The 15,160-nt window shown below is 71.3% G+C and carries 13 protein-coding genes; 10 read left to right on the forward strand and 3 right to left on the reverse strand.

What is annotated here, in order from left to right; translation table 11 throughout:
- Positions 1-89: 89 nt before the first annotated feature.
- Positions 90-665 (reverse strand): adenylosuccinate lyase, encoded by a 576-nt coding sequence (locus AB0H53_RS07130; protein WP_362108563.1) that lies wholly within the window; start codon positions 663-665, stop codon positions 90-92.
- A gap of 349 nt (positions 666-1,014) precedes the next feature.
- Here AB0H53_RS07130 and AB0H53_RS07135 point away from each other — a divergent pair, with 349 nt between their 5' ends.
- The 9 genes from AB0H53_RS07135 to pssA all read left to right on the forward strand — a co-directional run bounded on the left by AB0H53_RS07135 (position 1,015) and on the right by pssA (position 11,873).
- The gene (locus tag AB0H53_RS07135) at positions 1,015-2,796 is read left to right on the forward strand and encodes a 3-hydroxybutyryl-CoA dehydrogenase (RefSeq protein ID WP_362108376.1); all 1,782 of its coding nucleotides are present in this window, start codon (positions 1,015-1,017) and stop codon (positions 2,794-2,796) included.
- Between the two features lie 91 nt (positions 2,797-2,887).
- The gene (locus AB0H53_RS07140; protein ID WP_362108378.1) at positions 2,888-3,715 is read left to right on the forward strand and encodes a TetR family transcriptional regulator; all 828 of its coding nucleotides are present in this window, start codon (positions 2,888-2,890) and stop codon (positions 3,713-3,715) included.
- Positions 3,716-4,162: 447 nt separating this feature from the next.
- Positions 4,163-5,500, forward strand: a complete 1,338-nt coding sequence (ccrA, locus tag AB0H53_RS07145) for a crotonyl-CoA carboxylase/reductase (RefSeq protein WP_362108380.1) — start codon at positions 4,163-4,165, stop codon at positions 5,498-5,500.
- Positions 5,500-7,512, forward strand: coding sequence for a protein meaA (locus tag AB0H53_RS07150; RefSeq protein WP_362108382.1), 2,013 nt, complete (start codon positions 5,500-5,502; stop codon positions 7,510-7,512). The genes ccrA and AB0H53_RS07150 overlap by 1 nt, the downstream gene beginning before the upstream one ends.
- Positions 7,509-8,468 carry a CoA ester lyase gene (locus AB0H53_RS07155; protein ID WP_362108384.1) on the forward strand — a complete coding sequence of 320 codons (960 nt, stop codon included), beginning with the start codon at positions 7,509-7,511 and terminating at the stop codon, positions 8,466-8,468. The genes AB0H53_RS07150 and AB0H53_RS07155 overlap by 4 nt, the downstream gene beginning before the upstream one ends.
- Positions 8,469-8,473: 5 nt before the next feature.
- The gene (locus AB0H53_RS07160; RefSeq protein WP_362108565.1) at positions 8,474-8,986 is read left to right on the forward strand and encodes a MaoC family dehydratase; all 513 of its coding nucleotides are present in this window, start codon (positions 8,474-8,476) and stop codon (positions 8,984-8,986) included.
- 2 nt (positions 8,987-8,988) lie between these two features.
- The gene (locus AB0H53_RS07165) at positions 8,989-10,194 is read left to right on the forward strand and encodes an acyl-CoA dehydrogenase family protein (protein WP_362108386.1); all 1,206 of its coding nucleotides are present in this window, start codon (positions 8,989-8,991) and stop codon (positions 10,192-10,194) included.
- 169 nt (positions 10,195-10,363) lie between these two features.
- Positions 10,364-11,020, forward strand: coding sequence for a phosphatidylserine decarboxylase (locus AB0H53_RS07170; RefSeq protein ID WP_362108388.1), 657 nt, complete (start codon positions 10,364-10,366; stop codon positions 11,018-11,020).
- Complete coding sequence (gene pssA, locus AB0H53_RS07175; RefSeq protein WP_362108567.1) at positions 11,013-11,873, forward strand: CDP-diacylglycerol--serine O-phosphatidyltransferase; 861 nt, start codon at positions 11,013-11,015, stop codon at positions 11,871-11,873. The genes AB0H53_RS07170 and pssA overlap by 8 nt, the downstream gene beginning before the upstream one ends.
- Positions 11,874-11,996: 123 nt before the next feature.
- Here the strand turns inward: pssA and AB0H53_RS07180 are convergent, their stop codons facing one another.
- Positions 11,997-12,545, reverse strand: coding sequence for a GNAT family N-acetyltransferase (locus AB0H53_RS07180; RefSeq protein ID WP_362108390.1), 549 nt, complete (start codon positions 12,543-12,545; stop codon positions 11,997-11,999).
- A 217-nt stretch (positions 12,546-12,762) separates the two neighbouring features.
- Entirely contained in the window at positions 12,763-13,917 is a 1,155-nt protein-coding gene (locus tag AB0H53_RS07185; protein WP_362108392.1) for a glycerate kinase, read from the reverse strand.
- Between the two features lie 167 nt (positions 13,918-14,084).
- On the opposite strand from AB0H53_RS07185, the gene AB0H53_RS07190 reads away from it, so the two are divergent.
- Positions 14,085-15,158 carry an ADP-ribosylglycohydrolase family protein gene (locus AB0H53_RS07190; RefSeq protein ID WP_362108394.1) on the forward strand — a complete coding sequence of 358 codons (1,074 nt, stop codon included), beginning with the start codon at positions 14,085-14,087 and terminating at the stop codon, positions 15,156-15,158.
- The last annotated feature ends 2 nt before the right edge of the window (positions 15,159-15,160 follow it).

Below are 15,160 nucleotides of genomic sequence, written 5' to 3' on the forward strand. Positions count from 1 at the left end.
ACGGGGGGGCACCGGCGAGGGGCCGGGCCCGGCCGGGGGCCGGCGCGGTGGCGTCCGGGCGTCCCGGCCGCCGGCCCCCGCCGCGGCGGTCAGCCCCGGGGCAGCCGGGTGAGCGCGGCCGCTGCCGCGCGGGCCAGGCGGGGGTGGGCCCGGGCGGCCTCCAGAACCGGCCGGGCGCGCGGGTCGGCCAGCGCGCCCAGGCCCTCCGCGCACGCGACGCCCACCCGCCAGTGCGGGTCGCCCACCGCCAGGCGCCGTTCCAGCACGGTGATCAGCGAGGGCACGGACTCCGGGGCGCGCAGTCCGGCCAGCAGCCGGACCGGTACCAGCGCGTAGGCGACGCGCAGCTCATTGGTGGCCAGCGCCGCGGCGGCCCTCGCCGTGCGCGGGTCGCCGAGCCGCGACAGGGCGTACGCGGCGGAGACGCACCGTTCGGGGTCGCGGTGGTTGAGCAGCAGGATGAGGGTTTCGAAGGCGCGGCGGTCACCGGCCAGCCCCAGCCGGAAGGCGGCGAGCTCACGCGCCCACAGCGGTTCCCCCGGCGCGGTGAGGACGGCGGCGAGCTCTTCGCCGTCCCGGGTGGCCAGCAGCCGTTCGTACCGGGCCACCGCGCCCCCGGCCTCGTCCCGTAACCGGTCCGCGAGGGACCGCAGCTCCTCGTCCATGGCCTCGTCCATGCCCGTCAGCGTAGCCAGCCGGGCGGCGATCCAGATCACATCGTCCGACCGGTTCCCAGGGCTGGCGCGCTCGTTACCCGCCGGTTAAGCTCAACTGAGCGGGTTACCACCCGCGTCTCACGGCGGCCTGGTGACGCAGCCGCCGCGAGAGTGTCCGTCGGTTCGGCACTCGTACGGCGTGGCTCCGGGACAGAGCCCGTCGCTTCTCCACCGCGACCCCGCGCTCTCCGGCGCGCGGTACGCCCGCCGGCGTATCGGCGCCCGTGTATCCCCCGGCACCCGCACGTGCCCCCGCGCGCTCCCCTCATCAGTCGTCACTCATCCCTGGAGTCCCCTGATGGACACCCCTCTCTCCACCATCGCCGTCGTCGGCCTCGGCACCATGGGCACCGGTATCGCCGAGGTCCTGGCCCGGGCCGGCCGTGAGGTCGTCGGCATCGACATCAGCGAGGCCGCCACCCGCCGCGCGGTCACCGCGCTGGAGACGGCCACCGCCCGCTCGGTGACGCGAGGCCGGATCACCGAGGAGGAACGGCGCGACATCCTCGCCCGCTTCCGCACCTTCGGCGACCTCCAGGCCGCGGCCGACGCCGACCTCGTCATCGAGGTCGTGCCGGAGTCGTACGAGACCAAGCAGCAGGTCTTCCGCGCGCTGGACTCCATCGTCCGTCCGGAGGCGATCCTCGCCACCGGCACCAACGCCCTGTCGGTGACCCGGCTGGCCGCCGACTCCGCACACCCCGAGCGGGTGCTCGGTCTGCACTTCTTCAACCCCGCCCCGGCGATGAAGCTGGTCGAGGTGGTCTCCTCGGTGCTGACGGCGCCCCAGGCCGTGGACGCCGTCACCCGGCTCGCCCACGACCTCGGCAAGGAGCCCGTCGCGGTCGGCGACCGGCCGGGTTTCGTCGCGGACGGACTGCTCTTCGGCTACCTGAACCAGGCCGCGGCGATGTACGAGGCCAGGTACGCCTCCCGGGAGGACATCGACGCCGCCATGCGGCTGGGCTGCGGCCTGCCCATGGGCCCGCTGGCCCTGCTCGACCTGATCGGGATCGACACCGCCCGTACCGTCCTGGAGGCGATGTACGCGGAGTCGCACGACCGGCTGCACGCGCCCGCGCCGGTCCTCAAGCAGTTGAGCGAGGCGGGCCTGACCGGCCGCAAGGCGGGCCGCGGCTTCTACACCTACGAGGCGCCCGGCAGCGGCACCGTGGTGCCCGACGCGCTCACCCCCGCCGAGGGGACGGCGGCCGGCACCGGCCGGGAGGTGCGCGCTGTGGGGGTCGCCGGCTCCGGCACCATGGCGAGCGGCATCGCCGAGGTGTTCGCCAAGGCAGGTTACGACGTGGTGCTCGCCGCCCGCTCGCCGGAGAAGGCCGAGACCGCCAAGGCCCGGATCGCCAAGTCGCTGGCGCGTTCGGTGGACAAGGGACGGATGACCGGCGAGGCCCGTGACGAGACGCTGGCCAGGATCACTCCGGCCGGTTCGCTGGACGCGTTCGCCGAGGTGGACCTCGCGGTGGAGGCGGTCGCCGAGGACCTGGAGGTCAAGCAGCAGCTCTTCGCCACCCTGGACAAGATCTGCAAGCCGGGCGCGGTGCTCGCGACCACCACCTCCTCGCTGCCGGTCGTGGCCTGCGCCCGCGCCACCTCCCGTCCGCAGAACGTCATCGGGATGCACTTCTTCAACCCGGCGCCGGCGATGAAGCTGGTCGAGGTGGTGCGTACGGTGCTGACCGCCGACGACGTCCACGCCACCGTCCGGGAGGTCACGACGAGGATCCGCAAGCACCCGGTGGACTGCGGGGACCGCGCCGGCTTCATCGTGAACGCGCTGCTCTTCCCGTACCTGAACAACGCGATCAAGATGGTCGAGCAGCACTACGCCTCGCTCGACGACATCGACGCGGCGATGAAGCTGGGCGGCGGCTATCCGATGGGGCCGTTCGAACTGCTCGACGTGGTCGGCCTCGACGTCTCGCTCGCCATCGAGCGGGTGCTGCACCGGGAGTTCCGCGACCCGGGCCTGGCCCCGGCGCCCCTGCTGGAGCACCTGGTGGCCGCGGGCTGCCTGGGCCGCAAGACGGGACGTGGCTTCCGCGAATATGCCCGGCGCTGAGCCGTACGGGGAGTGGGGCGGGCTGCTCGACGGCGCGGGCGGCCCGGCCCCGCAGGCGCGCTCTCCTGCACGGATGCAGTACGTTCAGGTCATGTCCCAGCCCGCTGACTCCGCCCGCCGGACTTCCCGCCCCCCGGCCGCGACCGACGCCCCGGAAAGCGCCGCGGGCAGCCGCGCCGCCGCCCAACGGCTCAAGATGCGCCGTGAGCTGGCGGCCGCGGCCATGGAACTGTTCGCCACCAAGGGGTACGAGGCGACCACGGTCGACGAGATCGCCGCCGCGGCCGGGGTCGCCCGCCGCACCTTCTTCCGCCACTTCCGCTCCAAGGAAGAGGCGATCTTCCCCGACCACGACGACACCCTGGTGCGGGCGGAGGCGGTCCTGAACGCGGCCCCGGCGCACGAGCACCCGCTGGACACGGTCTGCCGGGGCATCAAGGAAGTCATGAAGATGTACGCGGCCTCCCCCGCGGTCTCGGTGGAGCGCTACCGCCTCACCCGCGAGGTGCCCACCCTGCGGGAGCGCGAGATCGCCTCGGTGGCCCGCTACGAGCGGCTGTTCACCCGCTATCTGCTGGGCCACTTCGACGAGCGCGACCACCACGCCGGCAACGACGACCCGCTGCTGGCGGAGGTGGCCGCGTCCGCGGTCGTCACGGCGCACAACCACGTACTGCGCCGCTGGCTGCGGGCCGGCGGCCAGGGCGACGTGGAGGCGCAGCTCGACCACGCGTTCGCGATCGTGCGGGAGACGTTCGGCACCGGCATAGGCGCCGGCCGCGCCGCCGGCACCGCCCCCGCGAAGCCCCCGGCCGCGAGTACCGGCACCACCGGCGACGTACTGGTGGCGGTGGCCCGTACGGACGCGCCGCTGGACGAGGTCATGCGCACCATCGAGAAGGCCCTCAGGGACCGCTGAGCCCGGCCGGCCGCCGGCCGGCCGCCGCCCTCCCTCGTACGCCCGCCCGGCTGGACATCACCTCCAGCCGGGCGGGCGTTCGCCGTTTACCGGCCGACATGGGGCATGCTCGATCGATCATCGCTCATCTGTGATCGGCGGATGACAACTGAGTGAAATTGTTGGCACCCAGTGTCTTGCGAGCTGGCACGCCGTGCCATACGTTGAGGGTGTCCGGGCGGCCGGCGTGCAGAGACCTCTCGCACGCCGGCTGTCCCCGCAACCCTCCCCGTCCAGGGTCACCCGGGTCGCGCGCCCGGACGCCTGCGTCACAGGCAACCTCCCGCGCCACCAGCGCCGCCGAGCACCACCCGCCGAACCGACGGCACACCTCCACAGCAGCACCACCCGTCAACCCCACCGGGATCCCCTCGTCGATTCCCGGACCGCTTCGCCGGAGGCAACACCGTGAAGGAAATCCTGGACGCGATCCAGTCGCCGGACACCACTTCCGCCGACTTCGCCGCGCTGCCGCTCCCCGAGTCCTACCGCGCGGTGACCGTGCACAAGGACGAGACCGAGATGTTCGCCGGTCTCACCACCCGCGAGAAGGACCCGCGGAAGTCCCTGCACGTCGACAGCGTGCCGCTGCCCGAGCTGGGCCCGGGCGAGGCCCTGGTGGCCGTGATGGCGTCGTCGGTCAACTACAACTCCGTCTGGACCTCGATCTTCGAGCCGGTCTCGACCTTCAGCTTCCTGGAGCGGTACGGCAGGCTCTCGGAGCTGACCAAGCGCCACGACCTCCCGTACCACATCATCGGTTCGGACCTCGCGGGCGTCGTGCTGCGCACCGGCCCCGGGGTGAACGCCTGGCGGCCGGGCGACGAGGTCGTCGCGCACTGCCTGTCGGTCGAGCTGGAGTCCTCCGACGGCCACAACGACACGATGCTCGACCCCGAGCAGCGCATCTGGGGCTTCGAGACCAACTTCGGCGGCCTGGCGGAGATCGCGCTGGTCAAGTCCAACCAGCTGATGCCCAAGCCGGACCACCTCAGCTGGGAGGAGGCGGCGGCACCGGGCCTGGTGAACTCCACCGCCTACCGCCAGCTCGTCTCCCGCAACGGCGCCGGCATGAAGCAGGGCGACAACGTGCTGATCTGGGGCGCCAGCGGCGGCCTCGGCTCCTACGCGACGCAGTTCGCGCTGGCAGGCGGCGCCAACCCGATCTGTGTGGTCTCCAGCGAGCAGAAGGCGGACATCTGCCGCGCGATGGGCGCCGAGGCGATCATCGACCGCAGCGCCGAGGGCTACAAGTTCTGGAAGGACGAGCGCACCCAGGACCCCAAGGAGTGGAAGCGCTTCGGCAAGCGCATCCGCGAGTTCACCGGCGGCGAGGACATCGACATCGTCTTCGAGCACCCCGGCCGCGAGACCTTCGGCGCGTCCGTGTACGTCACCCGCAAGGGCGGCACGATCACCACCTGTGCCTCGACCTCCGGCTACATGCACGAGTACGACAACCGCTACCTGTGGATGTCGCTGAAGCGCATCATCGGCTCGCACTTCGCGAACTACCGCGAGGCGTGGGAGGCCAACCGCCTGATCGCCAAGGGCAAGATCCACCCCACCCTGTCGAAGGTGTACTCCCTGGAGGACACCGGCCAGGCCGCGTACGACGTCCACCGCAACCTCCACCAGGGCAAGGTCGGCGTGCTGTGCCTGGCTCCCGAGGAGGGCATGGGCGTGAAGAACCAGGAGATGCGGGACAAGCACATCGACGCCATCAACCGCTTCCGGAACATCTGATGACGGAACGGAAGAAGGACCGCCCCTGGCTCATGCGGACGTACGCCGGTCACTCGACCGCCGAGGCGTCCAACGAGCTGTACCGGCGCAACCTCGCCAAGGGGCAGACCGGTCTGTCGGTCGCCTTCGACCTGCCGACGCAGACGGGCTACGACCCGGACCACATCCTCGCCCGCGGCGAGGTGGGCCGGGTCGGGGTCCCGGTCTCGCACCTCGGTGACATGCGCCGGCTGTTCCAGGACATCCCCCTGGAGCAGATGAACACCTCCATGACCATCAACGCCACCGCCATGTGGCTGCTGGCGCTGTACCAGGTGGTCGCGGAGGAGCAGGGCGCGGACATCACCAAGCTCCAGGGGACGACGCAGAACGACATCGTCAAGGAGTACCTGTCGCGCGGGACGCACGTCTTCCCGCCCGGTCCGTCGCTGCGGCTGACCACCGACATGATCACCTACACGGTGAACCACATCCCCAAGTGGAACCCGATCAACATCTGCAGCTACCACCTGCAGGAGGCGGGCGCCACACCGGTCCAGGAGATCTCCTACGCCATGTCGACGGCCATCGCGGTCCTCGACGCGGTGTTCGCCTCCGGGCAGGTGCCCCAGGAGCGCAAGGGTGATGTGGTCGCCCGTATCTCCTTCTTCGTGAACGCGGGCGTCCGGTTCATCGAGGAGATGTGCAAGATGCGCGCCTTCGGCCGCATCTGGGACCGCATCACGCGGGAGCGGTACGGCATCGAGGACCCCAAGCAGCGCCGGTTCCGTTACGGCGTCCAGGTCAACTCCCTCGGTCTGACCGAGGCGCAGCCGGAGAACAACGTCCAGCGCATCGTCCTGGAGATGCTGGCCGTGACCCTCTCCAAGGACGCCCGCGCGCGGGCGGTGCAGCTCCCGGCGTGGAACGAGGCGCTGGGCCTGCCCCGGCCCTGGGACCAGCAGTGGAGCCTGCGCATCCAGCAGGTCCTGGCGCACGAGAGCGACCTGCTGGAGTACGAGGACATCTTCGCCGGCTCGCACGTCGTCGAGGCCAAGGTCGACGCCCTGGTCGAGGAGTGCCTGGCCGAGATCGACCGGATCCAGGAGATGGGCGGCGCGATGGCCGCCGTCGAGTCCGGCTACCTCAAGTCGCAGCTCGTCTCCTCGCACGCCGAGCGGCGCGCCCGGATCGAGTCCGGCGAGGAGAAGATCGTCGGCGTCAACATCCACCGGACGACCGAGCCCAACCCGCTCACCGCCGACCTGGACACCGCCATCATGACGGTGGACCCGGCCAACGAGGCCCGCGTCGTCGCCAAGCTCCACGAGTGGCGCGACAACCGCGACGAGAACCGCGCGCAGGAGGCCCTGGCCCGGCTCAAGGCGACGGCAGCCGGCGACGGCAACCTCTTCGAGGCCACCCTGGAGTGCGCCCGCGCGGGCGTCACCACCGGCGAGTGGTCCTGGGCCCTGCGGGACGTGTTCGGCGAGTTCCGGGCCCCGACGGGCGTGTCGTCCGCGCCGGTCGCGGTCGCCGCCGAGCAGGGCACCCCGCTGGCCGCGGTGCGGGAGAAGGTCACCCGGACGGCCGCCGAGCTGGGCTCCGGCCGGCTGCGGCTGCTGGTGGGCAAGCCCGGCCTGGACGGGCACTCCAACGGCGCCGAGCAGATCGCGGTACGCGCGCGCGACGCCGGCTTCGAGGTGGTCTACCAGGGCATCCGGCTGACCCCGGAGCAGATCGTGGACGCCGCGCTGGCCGAGGACGTGCACTGCGTGGGTCTGTCGATCCTGTCCGGTTCGCACGCCGAGCTGGTGCCGGACGTGCTGTCCCGGCTGCGCGAGGCGGGCGCCACGGACATTCCGGTCATCGTCGGCGGGATCATCCCCAGTGCCGACGCCGCCGCACTGAAGCGGGCGGGAGTGGCCGCCGTCTTCACCCCGAAGGACTTCGGCATCACGGAGATCATCGGCCGTATCGTCGACGAGATCCGCAACGCGAACAAGCTCGACCCTCTGGAGGTCCCCGCATGACGGTCAACCGTCTCCGCCCGCGCCGCTCCTGCCTGGCGGTACCCGGCTCCAACCCGCGCTTCCTGGAGAAGGCCCAGGGCCTCCCCGCCGACCAGGTGTTCCTGGACCTGGAGGACGCCTGCGCGCCGCTGGCCAAGCCCGAGGCGCGGCACACCATCGTGAAGTTCCTCAACGAGGGCGACTGGACGGGCAAGACCAGGGTCGTACGGGTCAACGACTGGACCACCGAGTGGACGTACCGCGACGTGGTCACGGTCGTCGAGGGCGCGGGTCAGAACCTCGACTGCGTCATGCTGCCGAAGGTGCAGGACGCCCAGCAGGTCGTGGCGCTGGACCTGCTGCTGACGCAGATCGAGAAGACGATGGGCTTCGAGGTCGGCCGGATCGGCATCGAGGCGCAGATCGAGAACGCCCAGGGTCTCAACAACGTCAACGCGATCGCCCAGGCGTCGCCGCGCCTGGAGACCATCATCTTCGGCCCGGCGGACTTCATGGCGTCCATCAACATGAAGTCGCTGGTGGTCGGCGAGCAGCCGCCCGGGTACCCGGCCGACGCGTACCACTACATCCTGATGAAGATCCTGATGGCGGCCCGCGCCAACGACCTCCAGGCGATCGACGGCCCGTACCTGCAGATCAAGAACGTCGAGGGCTACAAGGCGGTCGCGCAGCGCGCCGCGGCCCTCGGCTTCGACGGCAAGTGGGTGCTGCACCCCGGTCAGGTCGAGGCGGCCAACGAGGTGTTCTCACCCTCCCAGGAGGACTTCGACCACGCCGAGCTCATCCTGGACGCGTACGAGTACTACACCTCCGAGGCGGGCGGCAAGAAGGGCTCGGCGATGCTCGGCGACGAGATGATCGACGAGGCCAGCCGCAAGATGGCCCTGGTCATCTCCGGCAAGGGCCGCGCGGCCGGCATGACCCGTACCTCCAAGTTCGAAGCCCCGGAGGCGTGAGCACCATGCAGTTCGGCCGCACCTACGAAGAGTTCGAAGTCGGAGCCGTCTACAAGCACTGGCCCGGGAAGACGGTCACCGAGTACGACGACCACCTCTTCTGCCTGCTCACCATGAACCACCACCCGCTCCACATGGACACCAACTACGCGGAGAGGACGACGGACTTCGGCAGGAACGTCGTCGTCGGCAACTACATCTACTCGCTGCTGCTGGGAATGTCCGTACCGGACGTCTCGGGCAAGGCGATCGCCAACCTGGAGGTCGAGTCGCTGCGCCACGTGGCGCCGACCTTCCACGGCGACACCGTCTACGGCGAGACCACCGTGCTCGACAAGACGCCGTCCAGGTCGAAGTCGGACCGCGGGATCGTGTACGTCGAGACCAAGGGCTACAAGCAGGACGGCACGCTGGTGTGCGTGTTCCGCCGCAAGGTGATGGTGCCCACCGAGCAGTACATCAAGGAGCGCGGCGGCGAGCAGCCCGGCCGCCCCGAGTTGAAGCAGCAGGAGAAGTAGCCATGGCCCGACTCGCGCAGACCCCCGGCCTCACCGACGTGCAGCAGGAGATCATCTCCACCGTCCGGGACTTCGTCGACAAGGAGATCATCCCGGTCGCCACCCAGTTGGAGCACCGCGACGAGTACCCGCAGGACATCGTCGACGGCCTGAAGGAGCTGGGCGTCTTCGGTCTGATGATCCCCGAGGAGTACGGGGGTCTGGGCGAGTCCCTGCTCACGTACGCCCTGTGCGTGGAGGAGATCGCCCGCGGCTGGATGTCCGTCTCGGGGATCATCAACACCCACTTCATCGTGGCGTACATGCTCAAGCAGCACGGCACCCAGGAGCAGAAGGACACCTTCCTGCCCCGGATGGCGGCCGGCGAGGTACGGGGCGCGTTCTCGATGTCGGAGCCGGCGCTCGGCTCGGACGTGTCCGCGATCACATCGAAGGCGGTCAAGGACGGCGACGAGTACGTCCTGAACGGCCAGAAGATGTGGCTGACCAACGGCGGCACGTCAACCCTGGTGGCCGTTCTCGTCCGAAGTGACGAAGGGCACCCCGAGGGAACCGCCCCGCACAAGTCCATGACGACCTTCCTGGTGGAGAAGGAGCCCGGCTTCGGCGAGGTCCGGCCGGGTCTCACCATCCCCGGGAAAATCGACAAAATGGGCTATAAGGGTGTCGACACCACCGAACTGATCATGGACGGACTGCGCATTCCGGCCAATCGTGTCCTGGGTGGGACCACCGGCCGGGGCTTCTACCAAATGATGGACGGTGTCGAGGTCGGGCGGGTGAATGTGGCGGCACGTGGCTGTGGCGTCGCGCAGCGTGCGTTCGAGCTCGGCGTCTCCTACGCCCAGCAGCGCCACACCTTCGGCAAGCCGATCGCCCAGCACCAGGCCATTCAGTTCAAACTGGCCGAGATGGCTACCAAGGTCGAGGCCGCTCATGCCATGATGGTGAACGCAGCGCGCAAAAAGGACTCCGGGCAGCGAAACGACCTGGAAGCAGGGATGGCGAAGTACCTCGCCTCCGAGTACTGCAAGGAAGTGGTCGAGGATGCCTTCCGTATCCATGGCGGCTACGGGTTCTCCAAGGAGTACGAGATCGAGCGCCTCTACCGGGAGGCACCGATGCTGCTGATCGGCGAAGGTACCGCCGAGATCCAGAAAATGATCATTGGTCGTCGGCTGCTCGAGGAGTACCGATTCCAGGGTTGATTGTCTGTTTTGAGGCGGTTCGGCCGCGAAGAAGATCACACCCTGTCATCGTCTTCCGGCCGCCGACTCGGCTTCTGGCTTGCCCAGTTGCGGCTCGCAACCGATAGCATCGCCGGAAACGCCGCCGTCCCCCGCATTCGCGCGGCATCATCCGCTACGAAGGTCATCCATGCCCCACAGCCAAACCTCTGCACCTCGCGACAGCCGTGTCGGCGTACGCCTCGCGCGCGGAGCATCGCCGTGGCTCCTGCCGACCGTCGCCACCGCAGCACTCAGCCTCGCCCGCTCGCGCCGTTCCAGGCGCGCCGCGGCCATCGCTGTGCCCACCACCGCCCTGGCGGCCGGCATGCTGTGGTTCTTCCGCGACCCCGAGCGCGAGATCGCGCAGGGCCGGGTCATCTCGCCCGCCGACGGTGTGGTGCAGAGCATCATGCCGTGGAAGGACGGCCGGACCCGGGTCGCCATCTTCATGAGCCCGCTGAACGTCCACGTCAACCGCGCCCCGCTGGCGGGCACGGTGACGTCCGTCGAGCACATTCCCGGCGGGTTCGTGCCGGCGTTCAACAAGGAGAGCGAGAACAACGAGCGCGTTGTCTGGCACTTCGACACCGAGCTCGGTGACATCGAGATGGTGCAGATCGCGGGTGCCGTCGCCCGGCGCATCGTGCCGTACCTGGCACAGGGCGCCAAGGTCGAGCAGGGCGACCGCATCGGTCTGATCCGCTTCGGATCGCGCGTTGACATCTACCTTCCGGAAGGTGTCGACGTCGCTGTCGAGGTCGGTCAGACCACGACTGCGGGGGTGACTCGAATTGACCGTGATTGATCCCGACACACAGGCGACCTGGGTCGCCGACGCGGAGGCGGAGGCCGACGAGGCGGAGGAGATGCCTCTCTCGCTCCGCCTCTCGATAGCGGACACGCTGACGCTGGGCAACGCCACGTGCGGCTTCATGGCGGTGTACTTCACCACCACGGGGATCCTCATCCCGCACCTCACGGGCAGCCAGGAGACCGGCATGGCGCGGCACAGCGCCGCGACCGCCGTGATCCTGATGCTGCTGGCGGCGATCTTCGACCTGTGCGACGGGCTGGTGGCGCGCAAGCTCCGCAGCTCGCCGATGGGCGCCGAGCTGGACAACCTGTCGGACCTGATCAGCTTCGGGCTGGCCCCGGCGTACTTCGTGCTCGTCTACGGGATGGTCGCGGACGACGCGCACCAGCGGGTCTCCGCGGTGGCCGCCATCGTGGTGCTGCTGGCGGTGGTGCTGCGGCTGGCCAGATTCTCCTGCGTGACCATGAAGGACGGCATGTTCCAGGGCATGCCGAGCCCCTTCGGCGCGCTGACGGTCGTGTCGATCGTGCTGCTGGAGCTGCCGTTCATCCCGACCCTGCTGGCGATCATCGGTACCGCCTGGCTGATGGTGAGCCGGGTGGAGTACCCCAAGCCGCGCGGCGTCCTCGCGGTGGCGATGCTCAGCTGGATCGTGGGCGCGATGGGTCTGCTGGCGGCGTGGGCGTTCGACGCCCCGGGCGGCCAGCTGCTGCTCCAGACCGGCTGCGCGCTCCAGGTGGTCCTGGGCGCGGTCATCCCGCTGTTCGCCACGGCGCGGCGGGTGAACACCTTCCGCGACAACCGGCGGGTGAACCGGGAGGCGCGGGCGGCGCAGCTGCCGTAGCCCCGGTACGCGAGTGAAGGGCCCGGGCACCTCGGAAGAGGTGCCCGGGCCCTTTCGTGTGCCGGACGAGCCCTTTCCGGTGTGCCCGGCCCGTTCCAGTGCCCGCAGGACCCGCGCGTGCCCTCAGGGCCGGCCGAGTGCCTTGTAGTAGTACGTGGTGGGCCTGGGGACGCCCGACGGGTCGAGCGCGTAGCCGGGGACCGACCCGGCCCGCGTCCAGCCCGCCGCGCGGTACAGCCGCTCCGCCCCGCTGCCCGACTCGGTGTCCAGCACCAGCAGGGTCCGACCCTCCTCGGCCGCCGCCCGTTCGGCCGCCGCCAGCAGCCGTCCGCCCAGCCCCCGGCCGCGGGCGTCGCGGTGGACCAGCAGCTTGGAGATCTCCGCACGGTGCGGCTGGTTCGGCGCGGCCGCCCGGACGAGCGTCACCACCCCGTGGACCCGGCCGTCCGCCCCGTACGCCGCCCAGACGCTCCGACCGCCCCGCTCGACCTCCCCGGCGACGTCCCGCCACCAGGCGGCGGCATCGGCCCGCCCGAGGCCCGCCAGGAAGCCGACGGAGGCGCCGCTGTCCACCGCGTCCACCAGCAGGGCGGCGAGCCCGTCCCGGGCGTGGTGGACGGAGTCGGCGGTGAGCTGCTCGACACGGTGTTCCAGCCGGGTGTGATCACTCATGGGCACAGCCTCACACGCGCGCGTTACCGCCCGGTGACGCGGGCTTCCCCGGTCGGCCGGCCCCGGGTGTGAGTACCGGGACACCGGGTGCGGGCGTGACCCCCGGGGGTGGGTGGACAACACCTCGTCCTCCTTCGACGCCCGCACTGGGCCCACGGCCCGCGCCGCTGCTGACCGGTGCCATCGCCCCGCCGCGAGGCCGCCCCGGGGCGTGGTGTCAGGACAGGAAGTCCCGTGCGAGGTCGGCCGCCACCCGCTCCAGCAGGGGGCCGGCCTGGGCGATGCACTTCGCCGGGTCCGGTTCCAGCGCGGTCAGCGGGTACGCCCGGCGGATGCCCGCGCGGCCCAGGGCCTCCGGCGGGAGGGCCAGCCGGCCGCAGACGGCGACGACCTCCACGCCCGCCGCCCGGGCCGCGGCGGCGACGCCCGCCGGGGCCTTGCCGTGCAGGGTCTGCTCGTCCAGGGAGCCCTCTCCGGTGATGACCAAGGTGGCCCGGGACAGCGCGGGGGCGAAGCCCAGCACGTCGAGCATGACCTCGATGCCCGGCCGGAAGCGGGCCCCCAGGGCGACCAGCGCCCCGTACCCGATGCCGCCCGCCGCGCCCGCGCCCGGCGCCTCGGCCAGGGCGGTGGCCCGGGGACCGAGCGAGCCGGCCAGGACGGAGGCGAAACGGGTCAGCGCCGCGTCCAGCTCGGCCACCTCTCCCGGCGAGGCGCCCTTCTGCGGGCCGTAGACCGCGGGCGCGCCCTTCGGGCCGGTCAGCGGGTTGTCCACGTCGCTGGCCAGCACCAGGTCGACGGAGCCGAAGCGGGCGTCCAGCTCCGACAGGTCGGCGGAGGCCAGGTCCCGCAGACCGCCGCCGCCCGGCCCCACCGGCCTGCCGTCGGCGTCCAGGAAACGGGCGCCCAGCGCGGCGAGCATCCCCGCGCCGCCGTCGGTGGTCGCGCTGCCGCCCACGCCGAAGACGATGGTGCGCGCGCCCGCGTCCAGCGCGGCGCGCAGCAACTCGCCCGAGCCGTGGGTGGTGGCCGTGAGCGGCGCGAAGACCCCCTCCGGCAGGAGCTGGAGCCCGGACGCCTCCGCCATCTCGACCACGGCGGTGCCGTCGCGCAGTGCGAACGCGGCGGTCACCGGTTCGCCCAGCGGCCCGGTCACCCGAACCTCGTGGCGCCGGAAGCCGGCCGCCACCGCCGCCGCGACCGTGCCGTCGCCGCCGTCCGCGACGGGCAGCGTCACGACCTCGACCCCGGGGACGACGTGCCGGAGCCCGGCCGTCACCCGCTCCGCGACCTGTACGGCCGTGAGCGAACCCTTGAACTTGTCAGCCGCGACCAGAACCCGCGCGGCCTCGGTTACTGCTCCGTCCGTCACCCTTGCATCCCTTGCTTTCGAACGTGCAGTCGCGCCGAGGCCGACCCTATCCGCATGGTCAGACGGCATGCCACCCCCGGATACCCCCATATGTCCCGCCATGGTGGCCGCCTTCCGGCGGCCGGTCGCGGTCGCGCCGGGACGAGGGAGGGGTGTACGCCGGAGGTATGGGCCTACAGCACGCGGAACTCACCGACCGGATCCTGGGCGGCTGGTCGGGGCGCGTCGCCGGCAACATGCTCGGCAAGCCGGTCGAGCGCGGCGACTACTGGACGCGCGAGCGGATCGACCGCTACCTGCGCGCCACCGGCGCCCTGCCCCTCACCGACTACCTCCCCGGGCCACCGCCGGACGCGCTCGGCTTCGAGCGGTTCGAGCTGCGCCCGGAGTGGCGCGAGTGCGTGCGCGGGCGCATCCACGGCAGCTGCCGCGACGACGACGTCGACTACGCGATCCTCGGGCTGCACCTGCTGGAGACGCACGGTTTCACCTTCACCACCGAGCAGGTCGGCGAGCTGTGGCTGCTGTGCCTGCCCTACCGGCAGACGTTCACCGCCGAACGGGCGGCCTACCGCAACCTCGCCAACGGGCTCCGGCCGCCGCTCACGGCCACCCGCGACAATCCGTACCGGGAGTGGATCGGCGCGCTCATCCGCGCCGACATCTTCGGCTGGACCTGTCCCGGCGACCCGCGCCGCGCCGCCGCCCTGGCCCGGCGCGACGCGGTGCTCTCGCACACCGGCAACGGCGTGTACGGCGCGATGTGGGCGGCCGCCCTGATCGCGGCGGCCTTCACCTCCGCGGGCCCGCGCGCCGCCCTCGACACGGCGCTCACGGCCGTCCCGGCGAGCAGCCGCCTCGCGCGCACCGTCCGGCACACGACCGCGCTCCACGAGGCGGGCCTGCCGTGGGCCGCGGCCCTGGCGGAGCTGGAGCGGGAGACGGCGGGGCTGCACTGGATACACACGGTCCCCAACGCCGCCGTCATCACCGCCGGCCTGCTGTACGGGGCCGGGGACTTCACCCGAACCGTGGCGCTGACCGTACGGGGCGGCCTGGACACCGACTCCAACGGTGCCACGGCGGGCTCGGTCGCGGGCGTGCTGTACGGGGCCTCCGGGATCCCGCGCCACTGGACGGACCCGCTGGAGGACCTGGTGCGCAGCGCCGTGTTCGGGTTCGACGGTGTGCGCATCGGTGAGCTGGCGGCGCGGACGGTCCGGCTGGCGCAGGCGCACTGAGG

The sequence above is a fragment of the Streptomyces sp. NPDC050856 genome (assembly GCF_040653855.1).
Taxonomy (GTDB): domain Bacteria; phylum Actinomycetota; class Actinomycetes; order Streptomycetales; family Streptomycetaceae; genus Streptomyces.

Coding starts and splice junctions, on each gene's coding strand:
- AB0H53_RS07130 (WP_362108563.1), bottom strand. CDS start 665: ATGGACGAGGAGCTGCGGTCCCTCGCGGACCGGTTACGGGACGAGGCC.
- AB0H53_RS07135 (WP_362108376.1), top strand. CDS start 1,015: ATGGACACCCCTCTCTCCACCATCGCCGTCGTCGGCCTCGGCACCATG.
- AB0H53_RS07140 (WP_362108378.1), top strand. CDS start 2,888: ATGTCCCAGCCCGCTGACTCCGCCCGCCGGACTTCCCGCCCCCCGGCC.
- AB0H53_RS07150 (WP_362108382.1), top strand. CDS start 5,500: ATGACGGAACGGAAGAAGGACCGCCCCTGGCTCATGCGGACGTACGCC.
- AB0H53_RS07155 (WP_362108384.1), top strand. CDS start 7,509: ATGACGGTCAACCGTCTCCGCCCGCGCCGCTCCTGCCTGGCGGTACCC.
- AB0H53_RS07160 (WP_362108565.1), top strand. CDS start 8,474: ATGCAGTTCGGCCGCACCTACGAAGAGTTCGAAGTCGGAGCCGTCTAC.
- AB0H53_RS07165 (WP_362108386.1), top strand. CDS start 8,989: ATGGCCCGACTCGCGCAGACCCCCGGCCTCACCGACGTGCAGCAGGAG.
- AB0H53_RS07170 (WP_362108388.1), top strand. CDS start 10,364: ATGCCCCACAGCCAAACCTCTGCACCTCGCGACAGCCGTGTCGGCGTA.
- AB0H53_RS07180 (WP_362108390.1), bottom strand. CDS start 12,545: ATGAGTGATCACACCCGGCTGGAACACCGTGTCGAGCAGCTCACCGCC.
- AB0H53_RS07190 (WP_362108394.1), top strand. CDS start 14,085: ATGGGCCTACAGCACGCGGAACTCACCGACCGGATCCTGGGCGGCTGG.